Origin of the sequence: Streptomyces hokutonensis, assembly GCF_042751305.1 — a bacterium.
GTDB lineage: Bacteria > Actinomycetota > Actinomycetes > Streptomycetales > Streptomycetaceae > Streptomyces > Streptomyces hokutonensis_A.
Window position 1 is genome coordinate 381,482 of the sequence record NZ_JBHYWD010000005.1, and the last position, 15,691, is coordinate 397,172.

Below are 15,691 nucleotides of genomic sequence, written 5' to 3' on the forward strand. Positions count from 1 at the left end.
TGTTGTTTTGCCTCGTGGTCCCCACCGCCCCCGCCCCCCGGCGCCCGCCCTACCGCGCGTGGGGGCCGCCGCGCGGGCGGGCGGGTGCGGCGGCGCCCCCCTTCCGTTCGTGTGACCCGGCTACTGGCCGAACTGGTCGAGCGGCTGGTCCGTGATGTCGCCGCTCGGTGTCGTCGGCGGACTGGTCGTCGGCGTCGGAGTGGGTGTCGGGGTCGGCGTGGGAGTCGGGGTCGGCGTGGGCGACTCCTTCGTCGGGGTCGGCGACGGACTCTTCGTCGTGGGAGTCGGGGTCGGCGTGGCCGACACGGTCGCGCTCGGGGTCGGCGTGAAATCCGGCTCGACGGCCGCACCCTGGTCGGTCTCCAGGTCGAACTTGCTGTTCGCCTCGGTCACTCCGAACATGTACGTCGCCCAGATCTGCGCCGGGTAGCCACCACCGTTGATACGGCCGCCGCCCGCGGTGATCAGACCGGTCGCACCGGTCAGCGGGACGTGTGCGCCGCTGCCCTTCTTCTCGCCGAACAGGCCCACCGAGGTGACCAGGTCGGGCGTGTACCCGGTGAACCAGGCCGACAGGTTGCTGTCGGACGTACCCGTCTTGCCCGCCACCTGCTGCCCGTCGCGCTTGCTGTTCTCGGCCACCGACACCTTCGCCGTACCGTCGTCGACCACACCGGTCAGCACCGAGGACACCGTGTCGGCGGCCTCACGCGGGATGACCTGGGCGCCGATCGGGTTCGGCATGGTGAGCGTGCGCGTGTTGTGCGACACCGACTTGATGATCGCCGGGGTGACCTTCCGGCCGTGGTTGTCGAAGGTGGCGTAGACGCCGGCCATCTCCATCGGGCTCGCGCCCATGGTGCCCAGGGTCTGCGCCGGTACGGCCTTCAGGTCGGCGGTGTCCATGCCCAGCTCGCCGGCGGTCTTCATCACCTTGTCCATGCCGACGTCGACACCGAGTTGCGCGAAGACCGAGTTGATCGACTTGTTCATCGCCGTCTGGACAGTGACCTTGCCGTAGTTCTGGTCGTCCTCGTTCTCCGGCGCGAAGGCGATGTCGCTGCCCACCACCGGGCGCTTGCTGGTGCCGTCGTAGAGCGTGTCGGCGGTGATCGTCTTGCCGGACTGCGTCTTGGCCTGGTCGGCCAGGGCCGCGGCCAGGATCACCGGCTTGAAGGTGGAGGCGGGCTGGTAGTCGGTGCGGGTGGCGTTGTTCCTGAAGTGCTTCAGATAGTCCACGCCGCCGTACATCGCCACGACCGCGCCCGTCTTGGGGTCCACGGACACCGCGCCGGGCTGGACGTTCGCGTCGACCTTGCGCTTCTTCGGGGCGAGCTTGCTGGTCAGCTGGGACTTGACGGACTTCTCCAGCTGGGCCTGCTTCTTCTTGTCGATGTTGAGGGTGATCGTCCAGCCACCCGCGGTGACCAGAGCCTCGGCATCCTTGGTGTTGGCGGCCTGGCCACTGGAGATCAGCTGCTTCTCCAGCGCCGCGTTGGCCTCGGTCACCAGGTAGCCGTTCTGCCCCTCCATGCCGGCCTCGGCCTTGGGCGGCTTGGGCGTCGGGAACGTCATCTTCTGGCGCTCGGCGGAGCTCAGCCAGTTCTGCTTGACCATGTTGTCCAGTACGTAGTTCCAGCGCGCCTTCACCAGCTGCTTGCCGGTGTCGGTGGCTATCGCCCAGTCGTACTGGTTCGGCGCCTGGAGCAGCGCGGCGAGATAGGCGCCCTGCTCGACCGAGAGCTTCCTCGCGTCGACCTGGTAGTAGGCCTGCGCGGCGGCCTGGATGCCGTAGGCGCCGCGGCCGTAGTAACTGGTGTTGATGTATCCGGCGAGGATGTAGTCCTTGGACTTCTCGCGGTCCAGCTTCAGCGAGATGACCAGTTCCTTCAGCTTGCGCGTGACGGTCTGGTCCTGCGTCAGGTAGTAGTTCTTGACGTACTGCTGGGTGATCGTCGAACCGCCCTGCGCGCCCTTGCCGGACAGCGTGTTGAGCAGACCGCGCGCGGTGCCCTTGAGGTCGACGCCCGCGTCCTTGTAGAAGGTCTTGTTCTCGGCGGCGACGAAGGTCTCCTGGACCTCTTTCGGGACCTGCGAGAGGTCCACGTTCTCCCGGTTGACCTGGCCCCTGCGGGTCAGGATCGAGCCGTCGCTGTACTTGTAGACGTTGCTCTGGAGCTTCGCGGTCGCGTTGCCCTCGGGGATGCTGATCATCATGTAGAGCACGATGAACGCGCCGATGCCGAGCAGGCAGAAGCCGAGGAACGTGCCGAGGATCTTCTTCCAGGTGAAGAGTCTGCGTATGAAACTCTTACCGCCCTTACCGCCCTTGCCGCTCTTGCCGCCCTTGGCGTCCATGCGGCTCGTGCCGGCCGAGGTGCTGACGGCCGGCGCCGTGGCTGTGGCGGTCGCTGTCGCTGTGGCCCCCGACGAGCGGCGGTTCTTGGGCGCAGCGCGGCGGCCACCGCGTTGTCGCGCTCGTCGCTCTTCCGCTCGTCCCATGAGTCCGTCTGCTCCGCTTCCGTCTCGTCCGTGGCTGCAAGTCAGCTCAGAAAGCTAACACCGCCAGTTGTGACAAAGGTCTGCCGATCCTGTCTTTTACGGACGTGAGAATCAGCACCTGTTCCAACGGAACCGACGTACGAACGGGGTTGAGGGTTGCCGCGCGGGGGTAAAGTGATATCACTTTGCTTCAACCGAGATATGGGGGAAATGATGGCCACGGACTCACCCACGGCGGACGTACCCGAGATGCCCGCCCCGCGTGTGCGCGAGTTCGCCGCGCACAGCATCGGCGGCGCGCTGGCACTGGTGCTCGGCCTCGCCGGGCTGCTGCTCGCCGCCGGACTGCTCGCCACCGCCACCGCGGTCACCGCGCCCGGCGGCAAGGCCGCGCTGATCGTCGGCGGGCTTCTTGTCTTCCTGGCCGCGGTCATCGCGATGCGCGGGCTCAACACGGTGGCACCGGGCGAGGCGCGGGTCGTGCAGCTCTTCGGGCGCTACCGGGGGACCATCCGGCAGGACGGACTGCGCTGGGTGAACCCCTTCACCGCGCGCACCAAGATCTCCACCCGGGTCCGCAACCACGAGACCGCGGTCCTCAAGGTCAACGACGCCTACGGCAACCCGATCGAGCTGGCCGCGGTCATGGTGTGGAAGGTCCGCGACACCGCGCAGGCCACCTTCGAGGTGGACGACTACAGCGACTTCGTCGCCATCCAGACCGAGGCGGCCGTACGGCACATCGCCATCGAGTACCCCTACGACTCCCACGACGAGGGCGGGCTCTCGCTGCGCGGCAACGCCGAGGAGATCACCGAGAAGCTCGTCCTCGAACTGAGCGCGCGCGTCGAGGCGGCCGGCGTCCAGATCATCGAGTCCCGCTTCACGCATCTCGCCTACGCGCCCGAGATCGCCTCGGCGATGCTCCAGCGGCAGCAGGCCGGGGCGGTCGTCGCGGCCCGGCGGCAGATCGTGGACGGCGCGGTGGGCATGGTCGAGGCGGCGCTGGCCCGGATCACCGAGCGGGACATCGTGGAGCTGGACTCCGAGCGGAAGGCGGCGATGGTGTCCAACCTCCTGGTGGTGCTCTGCGGGGACCGGTCGCCGCAGCCCGTGCTGAACACGGGGACCCTGTACCAGTGACGGTTCCCTCCGGGGGTTCGGCCCCTCAGCGTCAGCCGCAGCAGCGCAAGCAGGTGCTGCTGCGGTTGGACCCGTCCGTGTACGAGGCGATCGCCCGGTGGGCCGGGGACGACCTGCGGTCCGCCAACGCGCAGATCGAGTTCCTGTTGCGGCGGGCTCTCGCAGAGGCAGGGCGGCTTCCCGGTGAGGCCGGACCACTGCCTCGTCGTGGCCGGCCTCCCGGGGGCTCCGCCCCCGGACCCCCGTCGGCCTGAAGGGCCTCGTCCTCAAACGCCGGACGGGCTGGGATATCCGCACCCGGCATGTAGCAGAACCGTGACAATCGGCCCCCACCTGCGGGGCCGTACCCCGGGCCATGATCTACACACCGTGCGTATACACACCGGGTATACGCCGTATGTAGAGTGCTCCGCATGTCCATCGGTCACACCCTTCTGGGGCTCCTTGAGTCCGGCCCGCGCCACGGTTACGACCTGAAGCGGGCCTTCGACGAGAAGTTCGGTCACGACCGGCCGCTGCACTACGGCCAGGTCTACTCGACGATGTCCCGCCTGCTGAAGAACGGCCTCGTCGAGGTCGACGGCATCGAGGCCGGCGGCGGTCCCGAGCGCAAGCGGTACGCGATCACCGACGCCGGGATCACCGACGTACAGCAGTGGCTCGCGACGCCCGAGAAGCCCGAGCCGTATCTGCAGTCGACGCTCTACACCAAGGTCGTTCTCGCGCTGCTCACGCACCGGAACGCGGCGGAGATCCTCGATGTGCAGCGCTCCGAGCATCTGCGCGGCATGCGGATCCTGACCGACCGCAAGCGCACCGGCGATCTCGCGGACCAGCTGATCTGCGACCACGCCCTCTTCCATCTGGAGGCCGACCTGCGGTGGCTGGAGCTCACCGCCGCGCGCCTCGAAAAGCTCGCCGAGGTGGTGGCCAAGTGACGACGCATCCCGCCGGTTCCCTGCTCGCGGCCGAGGAGCTGCGCAAGGCCTACGGGCCGACGACCGCGCTCGACGGCGCCGAGTTCTCCATCCACCCCGGTGAGGTGGTCGCCGTGATGGGGCCCTCCGGGTCCGGGAAGTCGACGCTGCTGCACTGTCTCGCCGGGATCGTGCCGCCCGACTCGGGCTCGATCATGTACAACGGGCAGGAGATGGCGACGATGAGCGACGCCCAGCGCAGCGCGCTGCGCCGCTCGGAGTTCGGGTTCGTGTTCCAGTTCGGCCAGTTGGTGCCCGAGCTGACCTGTGTCGAGAACGTGGCGCTGCCGCTGCGGCTGAACGGCACCTCCCGCAAGGAGGCCGAGCGCGCCTCTCTCATGTGGATGGAGCGGCTCGAGGTCGACGACCTCGCCAAGAAGCGGCCCGGTGAGGTCTCCGGCGGTCAGGGGCAGCGCGTTGCCGTGGCCCGCTCGCTGGTCACCAACCCGCGCGTGCTGTTCGCCGACGAGCCGACCGGCGCGCTCGACTCGCTCAACGGCGAGCGCGTGATGGAGCTGCTGACCGAGGCCGCCCGGTCGACGAACGCGGCCGTCGTGCTCGTCACGCACGAGGCCCGGGTGGCCGCGTACTCGGACCGCGAGATCGTCGTACGGGACGGCAAGTCGAAGGACATGGAGCGGATCGTATGAACCTGCGCCAGTGGGCGGCCGATCTGGCCATGGGGGTGCGGTTCGCGTTCGGCGGCGGGCGTGAGGGCTGGATCCGGGCCGTACTGACGGCGGTCGGCGTGGGGCTGGGGGTGGCGCTGCTGCTGCTCACCACCGCGCTGCCGAACGCGCTGTCGCAGCGCAGCGACCGCGGCAACGCCCGGCAGGACTTCACCTACAGCGGGAAGCATCTGCCGAAGGCGGACAACACCCTCGTCATCGCCGACGCGGACACCACGTTCCGCGAGAAGGACGTGCGCGGCCGGATGGTGGAGCCGGAGGGCGCCGAGGCACCGCTGCCGCCGGGGGTCGCGAAGTTCCCCGCGGTGGGCGAGATGGTCGTCTCCCCCGCGCTCGACAAGCTCCTCAAGTCCGGCTCCGGGAAGCTGCTGCGCGAGCGGCTGCCCTACCGGATCACCGGCACCATCGCGCAGGCCGGGCTCATCGGGCCCGCCGAACTCGCCTACTACGCGGGCGGAAAGGATCTCCAGCGGGTCCAGTCCGGCAGCAGCGTCGAACGCATCAACTACTTCGGGCCCTCCCCCAGCTCCCAGCCGGACAAGCTCGACCCGATCCTGCTGCTGCTGATCCTGATCGTGTTCGTCGTGCTGCTGCTGCCGGTCGGCGTGTTCATCGCGGCGGCCGTGCGCTTCGGCGGCGAACGCCGGGACCAGCGGCTGGCGGCGCTGCGGCTGGTCGGTGCGGACGGGCGGATGGCGCGCCGGATCGCGGGCGGCGAGGCGCTCGCGGGGGCGCTCCTCGGGCTCGTCTTCGGCACCGGGTTCTTCCTGCTGGGGCGGCAGTTGGCGACGCTGATGGAGGTGCGGGACATCAGTGTGTTCCCGAGCGACCTCAACCCGTCGCCCGCGCTCGCCCTGCTCGTCGCCGTCGCCGTACCGGCCTCGGCCGTGCTGGTGACGCTGTTCGCGCTGCGCGGGGTCGTCATCGAACCGCTCGGTGTGGTCCGCAAGGCGAAGCCGCCGCGGCGCCGGCTGTGGTGGCGGCTGCTCATGCCGCTGGCCGGCCTCGCGATGCTCTACCCGATGGTCGGGCAGGGCAACTCCAACGGGAACTTCAACCAGTACCTGGTGATCGGCGGCACGGTCCTGCTGCTCGTCGGCATCACCGCCCTGCTGCCCTGGGTCGTCGAGGCCACCGTGGCCCGGCTGAACTCCGGCTCGGTGTCCTGGCAACTCGCGGTCCGCAGGCTCCAGTTGAGCAGTGGGACCGCCGCCCGCATGGTCAACGGCATCGCGGTCGCGGTGGCCGGTGCGATCGCGCTGCAGATGCTGTTCGCCGGCGTCGAGGGCGACTACACCAAGGAGACCGGCAACGATGTGAACCGGGCCCAGATGGAGGTCTCCGTGGGCAGCGGCACTCCGCTCGCCGAGGTCGGGCGGCGCCTGGCGCACACCGAGGGCGTGCGCCGTACGTCGGCCATCTCGCAGACCTCGGTCGGCGAGCGGGCGAAGAACCCGGACAACGAGCTGGAGATCTCCGTCGGCAGCTGCGCCGAACTGCGTGAGGTGGCGAGCCTGCCGGCTTGCCGGGACGGTGACATCTTCCGGATCACCGGCGGCAACTACGACGCCGCGACGAAGAAGATGGCCACGGCCGGCCACACGGTGTACTTCGACCCGGCGTGGGACGGGACGTCGAGCGTCTCGCACCCGACGCCCTGGAAGGTGCCCGCGGGTGTGAAGACGGCACAGCCGCGCGAGGATCCGACCGGTTACGCCCGCGACGGTCTGATGATCACGTCGGGCGCGATGCCCGCGAACGCGATGCGCGTCCTGGACCAGCACGTGTTCGTCTCGCTCGACCCTTCGGTGGCGGACGCGAGCGACTACGTGCGCAACACCGCCGCGCGCATGAACCCGCTGGCGAACGTGTTCATGCTCGCGTCCACCAGGCAGTCGCTGCAGTTCAAGTCGATCCGCACCGGGCTGTTCGTCGGCGCCACCTGTGTGCTGCTCCTCATCGGGTCGAGCCTGCTGGTGTCGCAGCTGGAGCAGTTGCGGGAGCGCAAGAAGCTGCTGTCGGCGCTGGTCGCCTTCGGCACCCGGCGGCGCACGCTGAGCCTGTCGGTGCTGTGGCAGACGGCGATCCCGATCGGCCTGGGCCTGGCCCTGGCCACGGTGGTGGGGATGACACTGGGCGCGGTGCTGCTGAAGATGACCGCCACCTCGGTGCGCGTCGACTGGTCGAGCGTGCTGGCGATGTCCGGCATCGGCGCGGGGATCGTCCTGGCGGTGACGCTGTTGAGCCTGCCGCCGCTGCTGCGGATGATGCGGCCGGACGGGCTGCGCACGGAGTAGTCCGCAGCCGTCCGCCCGCCCTCGTCAGAGTCCGTACTCCCGCACCACGCGCCGGACTTGGGCGAAGAGCATGCCCACGTTCACCGACTTGCGGCAGACCACCACGGCGACGACGTCCTGTTGCTCGGTCATCCGCACGAACAGATGGGTGAGGTTCTCGCTGTTGACGAGGATCTCCTGGAAGAAGTGGTGGTCACTGGTGATCCCGCGGCGCTCCTTGAAGACGTCCTCGATCATCACGACCGTCCGGCCCTGGAACAGGTCGAGGGTCGCACCCGCCAGCAGGTCGAGGACCTCTGGCGGGTGGTTGTCGATGGTCTCGTACGACAGCAGCATGCCGGTGGACATGTCGACCACGCCCGAGGCCACACAGTCGGGGGCGTCGGTCCGGAGGGTTTTGACCAGGCCCATCACCTGGTCGGAGAATCCTGGGGTCATACGCTTCGTCGCCATCCCTTCACACTCCTTCTGATGCCTTCTCGGTGAGGATCGACTCGATCCGGTCGAGCGTCGGCCGGGCCGCCAGATGCAGCCGGTCCACGTCCATCCCCTCGTCGCCGAGCACCACCATCAGTGCGGTGTCGCCCACGGCATAGGTCGCGGCGCAGCCGTGACTGCCGTACGTCACCGTCTGGCGCAGCGTGCCGCGGTCGGTGGCCTCGGCGGTGCGCCGGGCCAGGCCCAGGCCGGCCGCGGCGAGCGCGGCGAGGGCCTCCGGGTCGATCGTGTCGGCGGTGTCGGCCGCGATGAGCAGTCCGTCGGCCGCCGTGAGCGCGGTGTCGGTGATTCCGGTCACCTGTTCGCGCAGTGTGCGCATTTCCAATGTCAGGGCTTTGTGATCCACTTACTCAACTCCCCTAAACTGATCGTATTTGTCCGTCAGGGTCATTTCGAGGTTCCGTTCCGCAGTCGGAAGAACCCTTTCCAGCCCGCCCCGCTCTTTTCGGGGACGAGAGATTCGGTGATGCCGCTGGCCCCCGGATTACGGCGGGGCAGCGCGGTGGGTGCGGTGGGCGCGATGAACTGCGGGGGCGCGGGCGCCGGTTCACGACGGCGCAGGGCGGGTCCGTCGGGCGGCACCCGGACCGGGATCGGCACCGGGGTGTCGGAGCACTCCAGCAGCCCCTCGGCGAGCATCCGCGCGACCTCGGCGGTGACCGGGTAGACGCCGCGCCCGGTGCGGAAGGCGAGATCGCGGGCGGTGCGTCGGCCGTCGACATGGGTGAGCAACTCCCGTTGCAGCATGCCGAGTCCGGCCTCGTCGAGACCGCCGGCCGGGGCCCGGGGGCGTTCCCGGTCGGGGCGTACGGGATACGGGAGCGCGGCGATCGCGGCGAGTCTGCGGGCTCCGTCCTGGAGCAGCCGGATCGGTGGTTCGCCGATGCCGACAGGAGCGAACGGCCTTACGTCCGGGGCGCGTTCGCAGTGGTCGACGTCTCCGGCGACGACCGCGAAGGCCGCGTCGTGCAGGGCCAGCACGCAGACGATCCGCAACTGGGCTGCGCCCGCGTACCCGTGGGCGATCAGTCCGGCCACCGGCCAGCGCGAGCCGCCCGACTCCCGTACCAGTTCGGCCCATTGCTCGCCGGTGACCCGGCCGGAGCGCAGCACCAGTGCCTCGGGACCGGGCGCACCGGGGCTCTCCACCGCGATGACGAGCCCGCCGCGCAGATGGAAGATCCCGCCGGGTCTGCCGGACACCCGCAGTCCCCCGGTGAACTCCTCGCGCCCACAGGCCGAAAGAGCCGCCGCGAGCAGGTCGTGACCGACCCGGCCGAGGGAATCCCGAATGCCCGACATCACTCCCCTAGGCTTTTCGTACACGCAACTGACGTGTAGCGCTGAGGGGTGAAGGTGTATCAGTCCGAGCGCATATTCCGGCGGGGTTCTTCCTACCTGCCTGCGGGTGACGGAAGTTGAGAATTCCCGCCGTTCGATTTCCTTTGTACGGCGCTCATTTGACCGAACGGGGACGGGTCAGTTGCCGGTGCCCAACACCCTGACGGGCAGCGGCCGGAGGGCCTCGCGGAGGGCGACGGCCAGCTCCTGGTACTCGGCGCGGCGGGCGGCTCCGGTGCGCATCGCGAGGGCGATCCGGCGGGTCGGGGCGGGCTCGGTGAAGTAGCCGGTGAGGAGTTGGTCGCTGCGGGTGGTCTCGACGCGTACGGCGGTGCGCGGCAGCAGCGTGACCCCGAGCCCGCCGGCGACGAGCTGTACGAGCGTGGAGAGTCCGGCGGCCGTCGTGGTCACCGGGGCGTCCGCGCGGCCGGCCTCCCGGCAGATGTCGAGAGCCTGGTCGCGCAGGCAGTGCCCCTCGTCGAGAAGCAGCAGATTCAGCTCGCGCAGCGCCTCGCGCGGGATGCCGGACCGGCCCCCGAGGGGGTGGCCCAGCGGGGTGACGAGCACGAAGTCCTCGTCGAACAGCGGGAGTTCGACCACTCCGGGCATACCGAGGGGCACCGCGAGCAGCAGCAGGTCGAGGCGACCGGTGGTCAGCGCTTCCAACAGGTTCGCGGTCTGCTCCTCGTGCACCTGGAGGTCGAGGTCCGGGTACCGGTCGTGCACCAGCCGCAGCACGGTCGGCAGCAGATACGGCGCGACGGTCGGGATGACCCCGAGGCGCAGCGCCCCGGTGAACGGCGCCCGCACGGCCTCCGCCTCCGCCAGCAGCGCCCCGACCTCCTCCAGCACCGCCTTCGCCCGCACGGCGAGCCGCTCGCCGGCGGGCGAGAGCAGCACCTTGCGGGTGGTGCGCTCCAGGAGGGTGACGCCGAGGGTGTCCTCCAGTGCGGCGACTGCACCGGACAGGGCGGGCTGGCTCATGCCGATCGCGGCGGCGGCGTCCCGGAAGTGGAGGTGTTCGGCGACCGCGGAGAAGGCGCGCAACTGGGCCAGGCTGGGCTGGCGTCTCTTACTCGTATTACTAACGGTCACTGATAACCGCCTCCGATCAACACGCCCCAGTGTAGCTATTTCCACAATCAATGCACGTTGTGCCAGGATCGGGGCCGACCAAACACCATGAGAAGCACCCATTCCGCTCGGGTGCTTCTCCGCTGTAAGGAGAGCTCGTGCTCACTGTCGGTGACAAGTTCCCGTCGTTCGATCTGACCGCCTGTGTCTCGCTGGAGAAGGGCAAGGAGTTCGAACGGATCACTCACAAGACCTATGAAGGTTGGAAAGTGGTCTTCGCGTGGCCCAAGGACTTCACCTTCGTGTGCCCCACCGAGATCGCCGCCTTCGGCAAGCTGAACGACGAGTTCGCCGACCGTGACGCCCAGGTGCTCGGCTTCTCCGGCGACTCCGAGTACGTCCACCACGCCTGGCGCAAGGACCACGACGACCTGCGGGACCTGCCGTTCCCGATGCTGGCCGACTCCAGGCACGAGCTGATGCGGGACCTCGGCATCGAGGGCGAGGACGGCTTCGCCAAGCGCGCGGTGTTCATCGTGGACCAGAACAACGAGATCCAGTTCTCCATGGTGACCGCGGGCTCGGTCGGCCGTAACCCCAAGGAGGTCCTGCGGGTCCTCGACGCGCTCCAGACGGACGAGCTCTGCCCGTGCAACTGGACCAAGGGCGACGACACGCTGGACGCGGGCGCGCTGCTCGCCGGGAAGTGAGCTGACATGTCACTGGACGCCCTGAAGTCCGCCATACCGGACTACGCCAAGGACCTGAAGCTCAACCTCGGTTCGGTCATCGGCAACTCCGACCTTCCCGCGCAGCAGTTGTGGGGGACGGTGCTCGCGACGGCGATCGCGTCCCGATCGCCGCTCGTACTGCGGGAGTTGGCGCCTGAGGCGAAGGCCAACCTGTCGCCGGAGGCGTACACGGCCGCCAAGGCCGCCGCCGCGGTCATGGCTATGAACAACGTCTTCTACCGGACGCGGCACCTGTTGTCCGACCACGAGTACGGCACCCTGCGGGCGGGGCTGCGGATGAACGTGATCGCCAACCCCGGTGTCGACAAGGCCGACTTCGAGTTGTGGTCGTTCGCCGTGTCCGCGATCAACGGGTGCGGGATGTGTCTCGACTCGCACGAGCAGGTGCTGCGCAAGGCGGGGGTCGAACGGGACGTGATCCAGGAGGCGTTCAAGATCGCGGCGGTGGTGCAGGCGGTGGGGGTTGCGTTGGAGGCGGAGGCGGTGCTGAAACCTCTCGGCTGACGGTGAACGGGTGGGTGGGAAACGTCGTTTACGGTGCCTGGTCCGGCGGTGTCGATGAAACCGCCGTAGCCCCCCGCGGCTTCGGCGACAGCCGAGAAGGCGGCTCCGTGCCCTGGGCGTAGGCCTTCAGGTAGCTCACCACCGTGTTGGTGACCGCGACCAGTGGGACGGCGACCACCGCTCCCCCGATGCCGGCGACCATGCCGCCCGCGGCGACCGAGAGGACCACCGCGAGGGGGTGGACCCGGACCGCTCGGCCCAGGATGAAGGGCTGGAGGATGTGGCCCTCGATCTGCTGGACGGCGAGGACGACGCCCAGGGTGAACAGGGCCACGACGACGCCCTGGGTGACCAGCGCGACGACGACCGCCAGCGCGCCGGACGCGACCGCGCCGACCAGCGGGATGAACGAGAACAGGAAGATGAAGACGGCGAGCGGCACGGCCATCGGTACGCCGAGGAAGTAGATGCCGATGCCGATGCAGATGGCGTCGATCAGGGCGACTATCACCGTGCCGCGGACGTAGGCCGTGAGGGTGCGCCAGGCGCGCGGGCCCGCGCCCGCCATCGCCGGCCGGGCCGCCGCGGGCACCAGTTTCAGTGTCCACTGCCAGATGCGCGGGCCGTCGTAGAGGAGGAAGAGGGTCGAGAAGACCGTCAACAGGATGCCGGTCAGGGCCTCGACGATGACCTGGACGCCCTCCAGGCCGGCCGAGGTGATCTGGTCGGTGTTGGCGCCGATGGCCTCGCGGAGGTTCTTGGCGATCTGGTTGATCTGCTTCTCGGTGACGTGGAACGGGCCCTTGAGCAGCCAGTTGCGCAGATCGTCGACGCCGTTCTGGACCTGGTTGGAGAGGTTGTCGATGTTGGCCATGACCTGCCAGGTCACGAACCAGCCGATCAGGCCCATCACGACGAAGCCGAGGATCGCGGTGAGGGCCGTGGCGACCCCGCGCGGGAAGCCGTAGCGGATCAGGCGGGCCACCGTCGGCTGGAGCAGCGCCGTGATGAGGAGTGCGGCGACGAAGGCGAGGACGACGAGTTGGACGGCGCTGATGACCCGCATCAGCACCCAGACCGTGCCGGCCAGGATCAGCAGTCGCCAGCCCGCCTCGGCGGCCACCCGTACACCCCAGGGCACCGCGAGCGCGGGGTCGGGGCGGTCACGGTCGATGGTGACGGGTACCGGGGCGGGCTCGGGGGGTTCGGGGTCGGCGGGCGGCAACTCGGGCCCGGCCTCGGAGTGTTCCTTCTCCACCTCGGCACGGCGCTCGTCCAAGCGCTCCCCCATCTCGCTCAGCCCGTTGCCGAGCCGGCCGAGCCACCCTGGTACTCGCGACATGATCCGCCCTCTCCCCCCGTCCGTCCCCACCTCACTCCCCCTTGGAGCCGTTGCGTGTCCGACCGTACAGGGCGAAGGCCCCTCCCCCTATGACGGGGAGGGGCCTTCTGAGGTTGAGCGGCCCGGGGACCGGGCGTACCACTAGTACCAGCTGTTCGCCTGCCAGAACGACCAGGCCTCGCACGGGCTGCCGTAGCGGCTGTCCATGTAGTTGAGGCCCCACTTGATCTGGGTGGCTGGGTTGGTCTGCCAGTCGGAGCCCGCCGAGGAGTACTTGGAGGCGGGGAGTGCCTGGAAGAGACCGTAGGCGCCGGAGGAGGCGTTGACCGCGTGGTAGTTCCAGCCGGACTCGTGCGACACGATGTTGCTGAAGCACTGGAACTGACCGCTCGGCACCATCTGCGCGGCCATGGCCTGGATCTGCGCGGTCGAGTACGAGCTCTGCACGGGGAAGCTGGAAGAGGAACGGCTGGCCGCGGACTTCGCCGCGGCGCGCTCCTTGGCCAGCTTCTCCGCCTTCTCGGCTGCGGCCTTCTTGGCGACCGCGGTCTTCGCGGCGGCCAGGCGGGCCGACTCCTCGGCGTCCTTCTTGGCGCTCGCGTCGGCCTGGATCGCCTGGGCGTCGGCCTGCTGCGTCAAGGAAGCGGTCTGCACCTGGGCCTGCTGGCCCGTGGGGATGTCCGCCAGGAGCGTGGTGTCGGCTGCCGTCGTCTCGGCGTCATTGTTCTGCGCCTGAGCGACGCTGCCAGAGGCAACGCCCACGACGCTTCCGACGGCGGTGACCGCGGTGGCCGAAGCCACTGCGAATCCCCGGACCGAAATCCGGCTCACACGGTTTCCTTCCAGCATCGTCCGCTTCGGTGACCCTGGCGGACGCAATCGTGCCCCTGAACGCTGGCCTCCCACCTACGGGGTCACGGGAGGCACGGGCCCGGTGGGCAACTCCCGCGAGGGGAGCGCCGCGTGGAGAGCGGGCGGCATACGACTTCGCTGTGGAGTTGGCTGTGATGCTCAAGTTGGTGCGTACCGCTGGGGGTACACGTGTGTCGTATGCGGGGCCTGACAGAAATGAGACTCTGCCGTAACCGGACGCCGAGTGGCAATTCTGAGTTGCGTGTGAAAGCTCACATCCCGTTTGCCCCAGGGGATTTGGAGAAACAGCAGGACGCCAAAGCGCCGCCCCGCTAAGCTCCTTGGCTTTGCGGGGCGGCGCCAACTGACGTGCAACTACCTCAGATTTGGCCGTCCTCCAGCATTTCGGTCACAAGCGCCGCGATCTGGGACCTCTCGGACCTAGTGAGGGTCACATGCGCGAAGAGCGGGTGGCCCTTCAGCTTCTCCACCACGGCGACGACACCGTCGTAGCGGCCGACCCTCAGGTTGTCCCGCTGGGCCACGTCATGGGTGAGAACCACCCGTGAATTGGCGCCGATTCGGGACAGGACGGTCAGCAGGACGTTCCGCTCCAGGGACTGCGCCTCGTCCACGATCACGAACGCGTCGTGCAGCGAGCGTCCGCGGATGTGGGTGAGGGGCAGGACCTCGAGCATCCCGCGGGCGGTGACCTCCTCGATGACCTCGCGGCTGGTGACCGCGGACAGCGTGTCGAAGACCGCCTGGGCCCAGGGGCCCATCTTGTCGGCCTCGGAGCCGGGCAGATAGCCCAGCTCCTGTCCGCCCACCGCGTACAGCGGCCGGAAGACCATGACCTTCTTGTGCTGGCGGCGCTCCAGGACCGCCTCCAGGCCCGCGCAGAGCGCGAGCGCGGACTTGCCGGTGCCCGCCCGGCCTCCCATGGACAGGATCCCGATGTCCGGGTCGAGCAGCAGATCCAGCGCGATGCGCTGCTCCGCGCTGCGGCCCTTGATGCCGAAGGCCTCCCGGTCGCCGCGCACCAGCCGGACGTTGCCGTCGGCGGTGACCCGGCCCAGCGCCTTGCCGCGCTCGGACTGGATGGTCAGCCCGGTGTGCACGGGAAGGTCGGCCGCTTCCGGGACGTAGACGTGGCCCTCCTCGAAGAGGATGTCCACCTGTTCGCCCGGCAGGGTCAGTTCGGACATTCCGGTCCAGCCGGAGGAGCCCGTGATGGCCAGTTCCGCGCGGTACTCCTCGGCGAGGAGTCCGACGGACGAGGCCTTGATCCTGAGCGGAAGGTCCTTCGACACGACGGTGACGTCGTACCCCTCGGCCTGCAGATTGCGGGCGACCGCGAGGATGCGGGAGTCGTTGTCCCCCAGGCGGTACCCACTGGGCAGCACGCTGGGGTCCGAGTGGTTGAGCTCGACCCTGACGGTGCCGCCGAGTTCCCCGATCGGAATGGGGGCGTCGAGGCGACCGTGCCGGACCCGGAACTCGTCGAGCAGGCGCAGGGCCTGCCGGGCGAAGTAGCCGAGTTCGGGATGGTGCCGCTTGGCCTCCAGCTCTGTGACCACGACGATCGGCAGCACGACTTCGTGCTCGTCGAAGCGGTTCAGTGCGTTCGGGTCGGCCAGCAGAACGCTGGTGTCGAGAACATAGGTGCGCCGGTCAGGCAGGCGGCGCTTTGTGCTGGTCACCACGGAAGGACGTACCC

General features: G+C 69.0%; 15 protein-coding genes. 7 read left to right on the forward strand and 8 right to left on the reverse strand.

Features of this window, described 5'->3' with window-relative positions; genetic code table 11:
• Window positions 1–120 precede the first annotated feature (120 nt).
• Window positions 121–2,502 carry a transglycosylase domain-containing protein gene (locus ACFXC1_RS16660; RefSeq protein ID WP_381243284.1) on the reverse strand — a complete coding sequence of 794 codons (2,382 nt, stop codon included), beginning with the start codon at window positions 2,500–2,502 and terminating at the stop codon, window positions 121–123.
• 210 nt (window positions 2,503–2,712) lie between these two features.
• On the opposite strand from ACFXC1_RS16660, the gene ACFXC1_RS16665 reads away from it, so the two are divergent.
• The 5 genes from ACFXC1_RS16665 (at window position 2,713) to ACFXC1_RS16685 (ending at window position 7,608) form a co-directional block, all read left to right on the forward strand.
• The gene (locus ACFXC1_RS16665; protein WP_381243551.1) at window positions 2,713–3,645 is read left to right on the forward strand and encodes an SPFH domain-containing protein; all 933 of its coding nucleotides are present in this window, start codon (window positions 2,713–2,715) and stop codon (window positions 3,643–3,645) included.
• The gene (locus ACFXC1_RS16670; protein ID WP_381243287.1) at window positions 3,642–3,899 is read left to right on the forward strand and encodes a type II toxin-antitoxin system antitoxin; all 258 of its coding nucleotides are present in this window, start codon (window positions 3,642–3,644) and stop codon (window positions 3,897–3,899) included. Before ACFXC1_RS16665 ends, ACFXC1_RS16670 begins: the two co-directional genes overlap by 4 nt.
• A 159-nt stretch (window positions 3,900–4,058) precedes the next feature.
• Window positions 4,059–4,583 carry a PadR family transcriptional regulator gene (locus ACFXC1_RS16675; protein ID WP_381243290.1) on the forward strand — a complete coding sequence of 175 codons (525 nt, stop codon included), beginning with the start codon at window positions 4,059–4,061 and terminating at the stop codon, window positions 4,581–4,583.
• Complete coding sequence (locus ACFXC1_RS16680) at window positions 4,580–5,272, forward strand: ABC transporter ATP-binding protein (protein WP_381243293.1); 693 nt, start codon at window positions 4,580–4,582, stop codon at window positions 5,270–5,272. Before ACFXC1_RS16675 ends, ACFXC1_RS16680 begins: the two co-directional genes overlap by 4 nt.
• Window positions 5,269–7,608 carry an ABC transporter permease gene (locus tag ACFXC1_RS16685; RefSeq protein WP_381243296.1) on the forward strand — a complete coding sequence of 780 codons (2,340 nt, stop codon included), beginning with the start codon at window positions 5,269–5,271 and terminating at the stop codon, window positions 7,606–7,608. Before ACFXC1_RS16680 ends, ACFXC1_RS16685 begins: the two co-directional genes overlap by 4 nt.
• Before the next feature lie 24 nt (window positions 7,609–7,632).
• Here ACFXC1_RS16685 and ACFXC1_RS16690 read toward each other — a convergent pair whose 3' ends face one another.
• From ACFXC1_RS16690 to ACFXC1_RS16705, 4 genes are all read right to left on the reverse strand, one after another.
• Entirely contained in the window at window positions 7,633–8,061 is a 429-nt protein-coding gene (locus ACFXC1_RS16690) for a hypothetical protein (protein WP_019072752.1), read from the reverse strand.
• 4 nt (window positions 8,062–8,065) lie between these two features.
• Window positions 8,066–8,425, reverse strand: a complete 360-nt coding sequence (locus ACFXC1_RS16695) for a roadblock/LC7 domain-containing protein (protein ID WP_381243553.1) — start codon at window positions 8,423–8,425, stop codon at window positions 8,066–8,068.
• A 68-nt stretch (window positions 8,426–8,493) separates the two neighbouring features.
• The gene (locus ACFXC1_RS16700; RefSeq protein WP_381243299.1) at window positions 8,494–9,408 is read right to left on the reverse strand and encodes a MarR family transcriptional regulator; all 915 of its coding nucleotides are present in this window, start codon (window positions 9,406–9,408) and stop codon (window positions 8,494–8,496) included.
• 177 nt (window positions 9,409–9,585) lie between these two features.
• Window positions 9,586–10,542, reverse strand: coding sequence for a LysR substrate-binding domain-containing protein (locus tag ACFXC1_RS16705; protein ID WP_381243302.1), 957 nt, complete (start codon window positions 10,540–10,542; stop codon window positions 9,586–9,588).
• 137 nt (window positions 10,543–10,679) lie between these two features.
• Between ACFXC1_RS16705 and ACFXC1_RS16710 the strand changes: the two genes are divergently transcribed.
• Window positions 10,680–11,231 carry a peroxiredoxin gene (locus tag ACFXC1_RS16710; protein ID WP_381243305.1) on the forward strand — a complete coding sequence of 184 codons (552 nt, stop codon included), beginning with the start codon at window positions 10,680–10,682 and terminating at the stop codon, window positions 11,229–11,231.
• Between the two features lie 6 nt (window positions 11,232–11,237).
• Window positions 11,238–11,777: an alkyl hydroperoxide reductase gene (locus tag ACFXC1_RS16715; RefSeq protein ID WP_381243307.1), complete on the forward strand. Its 540-nt coding sequence runs from the start codon at window positions 11,238–11,240 to the stop codon at window positions 11,775–11,777.
• Between the two features lie 28 nt (window positions 11,778–11,805).
• Here the strand turns inward: ACFXC1_RS16715 and ACFXC1_RS16720 are convergent, their stop codons facing one another.
• The 3 genes from ACFXC1_RS16720 to ACFXC1_RS16730 all read right to left on the reverse strand — a co-directional run bounded on the left by ACFXC1_RS16720 (window position 11,806) and on the right by ACFXC1_RS16730 (window position 15,677).
• Window positions 11,806–13,119, reverse strand: a complete 1,314-nt coding sequence (locus ACFXC1_RS16720; protein WP_381243310.1) for an AI-2E family transporter — start codon at window positions 13,117–13,119, stop codon at window positions 11,806–11,808.
• Window positions 13,120–13,260: 141 nt separating this feature from the next.
• Window positions 13,261–13,950, reverse strand: coding sequence for an aggregation-promoting factor C-terminal-like domain-containing protein (locus tag ACFXC1_RS16725; RefSeq protein ID WP_381243313.1), 690 nt, complete (start codon window positions 13,948–13,950; stop codon window positions 13,261–13,263).
• Between the two features lie 401 nt (window positions 13,951–14,351).
• Complete coding sequence (locus ACFXC1_RS16730; protein ID WP_019072758.1) at window positions 14,352–15,677, reverse strand: PhoH family protein; 1,326 nt, start codon at window positions 15,675–15,677, stop codon at window positions 14,352–14,354.
• Between the last annotated feature and the right edge of the window lie 14 nt (window positions 15,678–15,691).

Excerpts from the sequence above, each read along its gene's own strand:
- ACFXC1_RS16660 (WP_381243284.1), bottom strand. The coding sequence starts at position 2,502 with ATGGGACGAGCGGAAGAGCGACGAGCGCGACAACGCGGTGGCCGCCGC.
- ACFXC1_RS16665 (WP_381243551.1), top strand. The coding sequence starts at position 2,713 with ATGATGGCCACGGACTCACCCACGGCGGACGTACCCGAGATGCCCGCC.
- ACFXC1_RS16675 (WP_381243290.1), top strand. The coding sequence starts at position 4,059 with ATGTCCATCGGTCACACCCTTCTGGGGCTCCTTGAGTCCGGCCCGCGC.
- ACFXC1_RS16685 (WP_381243296.1), top strand. The coding sequence starts at position 5,269 with ATGAACCTGCGCCAGTGGGCGGCCGATCTGGCCATGGGGGTGCGGTTC.
- ACFXC1_RS16690 (WP_019072752.1), bottom strand. The coding sequence starts at position 8,061 with ATGGCGACGAAGCGTATGACCCCAGGATTCTCCGACCAGGTGATGGGC.
- ACFXC1_RS16695 (WP_381243553.1), bottom strand. The coding sequence starts at position 8,425 with ATGCGCACACTGCGCGAACAGGTGACCGGAATCACCGACACCGCGCTC.
- ACFXC1_RS16700 (WP_381243299.1), bottom strand. The coding sequence starts at position 9,408 with ATGTCGGGCATTCGGGATTCCCTCGGCCGGGTCGGTCACGACCTGCTC.
- ACFXC1_RS16715 (WP_381243307.1), top strand. The coding sequence starts at position 11,238 with ATGTCACTGGACGCCCTGAAGTCCGCCATACCGGACTACGCCAAGGAC.
- ACFXC1_RS16720 (WP_381243310.1), bottom strand. The coding sequence starts at position 13,119 with ATGTCGCGAGTACCAGGGTGGCTCGGCCGGCTCGGCAACGGGCTGAGC.